Raw genomic sequence first — 3,779 nt, forward strand, 5'->3', positions numbered from 1 at the left:
CAGATTTAAAATTTAAAAATTATAAAGGTTATGAAACGATTACTAAAATTGGTTTTTTGGAACATACAAAAGATAGTCAATACAGTACAATAAAAGAATTCAAAAACACCGATGAAATTAATTTTAAATATTCCAATATAGAAAGTGATCAGTTAGAAGGAATTATAACTAAACGAATCTATATTGATACATTAGTTAATGGTGAAGATAGTGTTAGAATAATTTATAAAAAATACATCTTAAACAATACTAATAATTCTAATGAATTATCTCATTTAATAGAGGCTTTTGATTTCTATAAAGATAATAAATTTTCAATGAATTTATTAAAAAATCAATAAATATAACATTCTAAAAAATAACTTAAACATCACTTTTAGCTTGTATAACACTTCTAAATGTTGGTGGAGTTTCTGTAATAGTAGCAATGCCTTTTTTATTAATCTTAAAATTAATATCCTTAGCAGTTGTAAATATAATAACAACAGAAAAAGGATTTTTTAAATGAGATTTAACTACATTAAAAGCTTCTTCTAGTGTTAGTTCTACTTCTTCATCTTCTGTTTCTCTAAGTCTATATCTGTGCTTTAGTAAGACTTTAAACCCATCATCATTATAAATTGGTCTAACAAAAATGTTTTTCAATTCAAGCTTGCCAATCGTTTTAGACATTGTTAACTTCGCAAAATTACCTTCTTGCACACTTTTCTCTAATTCTTTCCAGAAAAGAACAAACATATCTTGGTATGGCATAAACTTAAAAATTAATTAATAAATACTTTCAGAGCTTCAAAAATAGTACAAATAAACGATATAGCGCATCAAGAAAGTTTTTCCATCTTAAAAAGCTATATTATAATTACGTTGCAAATGTTAATAGTAAATAAAAACGTCTTGAGAATATCAAGACGTTTTTTCAAAGTTTAGTTTTGGAGAGCTTCAAACTCCAGGTTTTTATAATTTATAACACGTAAAGCCTTAGAATAATTCAAAATAAAACTAATTGTCTCATCTTTAGGGTTCAATTCTTCAATTTTTGGGGTTTCAGAGTAAAGTTTTGCCATTTTTTATGTTTTGGTTTAAGCATATAACGACAAAGTTTTTACTTTATTATATTAATTTGTTAAAATTATATTATGTTTCTCAATAATCTTCCTCATATTAATTAATGCATAACGCATTCTTCCTAAAGCGGTATTAATACTAACACCTGTTCTCTCAGAAATTTCTTTAAAACTCATATCTTGATACATACGCATAAAAAGGACTTCGCGTTGGTCTTCTGGCAACTCATCAATTAAACGTCTAACATCAGATTCTACTTGATTTTTAATAATACTATTTTCTGCATTTAAAGATTTATCGCTTAAAACAGAAAAAATATCAAAATCGGTACTATTGTCAAACTTAGGCATACGATTATTTTTTCTAAAATAATCTATAACCAAATTATGAGAAATACGCATAACCCAAGGTAAAAACTTACCTTCTTCATTATACTTCCCTTTTTTTAAGGTTTTAATAACTTTTATAAATGCATCTTGGAAAATATCTTCAGCAACATCTCTATCGTAAACTTTAGAATAAATAAAACTGTAAATACGTTGTTTGTGCCTCTTAATAAGAACTTCTAGAGCAGATTCTTGTCCTGCAATGTAATTAGAAACTAAAGTGGCGTCGGAAGTTTGAGGTTTTTGCATAGGTATTACTTTTATTAATATCTAATAAATTAGATTGGGGTTATTAATTTAAAAAAGTAATCCTGTTTTATATGCAAATATGTTTTGAGTGAATTCAAATATAATAGAATTAATTCATCAAAAACAAATTATTAATACAAATTATCGAATATTTTAACATTTAATTAGGCAATAAGCAGTTTTTAATGCTGAAATACTTCTTGTATCTTTGTTTATTGAGATACAGAAATTATATGACCACTAAACTTTCCGAAGTTAATCCTAAGAAAAACATCATTATAAAAGGTGCTAAATTGCACAACCTTAAGAATATAGATGTTGTAATACCAAGAAATAAATTGGTTGTTATAACAGGATTATCTGGTTCTGGAAAGTCTAGTTTAGCTTTTGATACGCTTTACGCTGAAGGACAACGCAGATATGTAGAAAGTTTAAGTAGTTATGCACGTCAATTTTTAGGTCGACTTAACAAACCTAAAGTAGATTATATAAAAGGTATTGCGCCAGCAATTGCAATAGAGCAAAAAGTAAACTCAACCAACCCACGTTCTACCGTTGGTACAACTACAGAAATATACGATTACTTAAAATTATTATTTGCTAGAATTGGTAGAACCTACTCGCCTACTTCTAATCAAGAAGTAAAAAAGGATACAGTTACAGATGTTTTAAATGCAATTAAAAAAATAGCTTTAGGTGAAAAACTATTATTATTAGCACCACTACATCTTGAAAAAGGAAGAGAATTAGCAGACAAACTAAATGCACTAAATCAACAAGGTTATGCACGTGTTTTATATAAAAATGAAGTTGTTAGAATTGATAAAGCAGATCATATTACATCTACAAAAGATTTATATATTGTTATAGATCGAATTATTACTAAAGATGATGAAGATTTCTATAATAGATTAGCAGATGCTATACAAACTGCTTTTTACGAAGGAAAAGGAAATTGTTACATTAAGTCTTTAAAAGAAGATAATTTAAATCATTTTAGTAATAAATTTGAATTAGATGGTATTACGTTTTTAGAACCAAATGTACATTTATTCAGTTTTAATAATCCTTATGGTGCTTGTCCAATATGCGAAGGTTATGGCGATGTTATTGGTATAGACGAAGACTTAGTCTTCCCAAATACAGCTCTGTCTGTTTTTGAAAACGGTATTTTTCCTTGGCGAGGCGAAAGTATGAGTTATTACAGAGATCAATTGGTAAATAATTCGCACGAATTTGATTTTCCTATACACAAACCTTACTTTGAACTTACAAGTAAACAAAAGGAATTAATCTGGACTGGAAATAAATACTTTGAAGGTTTAAATAGTTTTTTTACAGAACTAGAATCTAAAGCTTATAAAATTCAAAACCGAGTAATGCTTTCGCGTTATAGAGGAAAAACCAAGTGTAAAGTTTGTAATGGTAAGCGTTTAAGAGTTGAATCTAATTATGTGAAAATAGATAATGCAACACTTACAGATTTGGTTGAAATGCCAATAGATGAGTTAATTCCGTTTTTTAACAACTTAAAATTAAACGAAAACGATACTACTATTGCAGAACGTCTATTGGTAGAAATTAAAAATAGACTTCAGTTTTTAGCCAATGTAGGTTTAACCTATTTAACCTTAAATAGAAAATCTAATTCACTATCTGGTGGCGAAAGTCAACGTATAAATTTAGCAACATCTCTTGGAAGTAGTTTAGTAGGCTCAATGTACATTTTAGACGAACCAAGTATTGGTTTACATCCAAAAGATTCCGAACAATTAATAGACGTTTTAAAAGCGTTAAGAGATCTTGGTAATACGGTAATTGTGGTAGAACACGATGAAGATATTATGAAACAAGCCGATGAAATTATTGACATTGGACCAGAAGCAGGAACTTTAGGCGGACACGTTGTTGCTACTGGGAATTTTGATTCTATTTTAAAATCTGATTCGTTAACTGCTAAATACTTAAATGGCGCCTTAAATATCGAAGTACCTAAACAAAGAAGAACTTCTAAATACAGTATAGATGTAATTGGAGCAAGAGAAAACAACTTAAAAAACATTGATGTTTCGTTTCCGT

5 protein-coding genes are annotated in these 3,779 nt (G+C 28.1%); 2 read left to right on the forward strand and 3 right to left on the reverse strand.

The features are described 5' to 3' along the window. The coding region (locus ACFDSN_RS10415; RefSeq protein ID WP_375239788.1) for a hypothetical protein at nt 1–341 on the forward strand (341 nt) is incomplete at its 5' end. A gap of 22 nt (nt 342–363) precedes the next feature. Here ACFDSN_RS10415 and ACFDSN_RS10420 read toward each other — a convergent pair. From ACFDSN_RS10420 to ACFDSN_RS10430, 3 genes are all read right to left on the reverse strand, one after another. Beyond that, nucleotides 364–753, reverse strand: a complete 390-nt coding sequence (locus tag ACFDSN_RS10420; RefSeq protein WP_375239789.1) for a hypothetical protein — start codon at nt 751–753, stop codon at nt 364–366. A 170-nt stretch (nt 754–923) separates the two neighbouring features. Continuing rightward, complete coding sequence (locus ACFDSN_RS10425; RefSeq protein WP_375239790.1) at nt 924–1,064, reverse strand: hypothetical protein; 141 nt, start codon at nt 1,062–1,064, stop codon at nt 924–926. A gap of 51 nt (nt 1,065–1,115) precedes the next feature. Next, entirely contained in the window at nt 1,116–1,700 is a 585-nt protein-coding gene (locus tag ACFDSN_RS10430) for an RNA polymerase sigma factor (RefSeq protein ID WP_375239791.1), read from the reverse strand. A gap of 233 nt (nt 1,701–1,933) precedes the next feature. Here ACFDSN_RS10430 and ACFDSN_RS10435 point away from each other — a divergent pair. After that, a partial coding sequence (locus ACFDSN_RS10435; protein ID WP_375239792.1) for an excinuclease ABC subunit A occupies nt 1,934–3,779 on the forward strand: 1,846 nt, incomplete at its 3' end.

The sequence above is a fragment of the Aurantibacter sp. genome (assembly GCF_042094015.1).
In the GTDB taxonomy this organism is placed as follows: Bacteria; Bacteroidota; Bacteroidia; order Flavobacteriales; family Flavobacteriaceae; genus Aurantibacter.

Excerpts from the sequence above, each read along its gene's own strand:
- ACFDSN_RS10420 (WP_375239789.1), bottom strand. The coding sequence starts at position 753 with ATGCCATACCAAGATATGTTTGTTCTTTTCTGGAAAGAATTAGAGAAA.
- ACFDSN_RS10425 (WP_375239790.1), bottom strand. The coding sequence starts at position 1,064 with ATGGCAAAACTTTACTCTGAAACCCCAAAAATTGAAGAATTGAACCCT.
- ACFDSN_RS10430 (WP_375239791.1), bottom strand. The coding sequence starts at position 1,700 with ATGCAAAAACCTCAAACTTCCGACGCCACTTTAGTTTCTAATTACATT.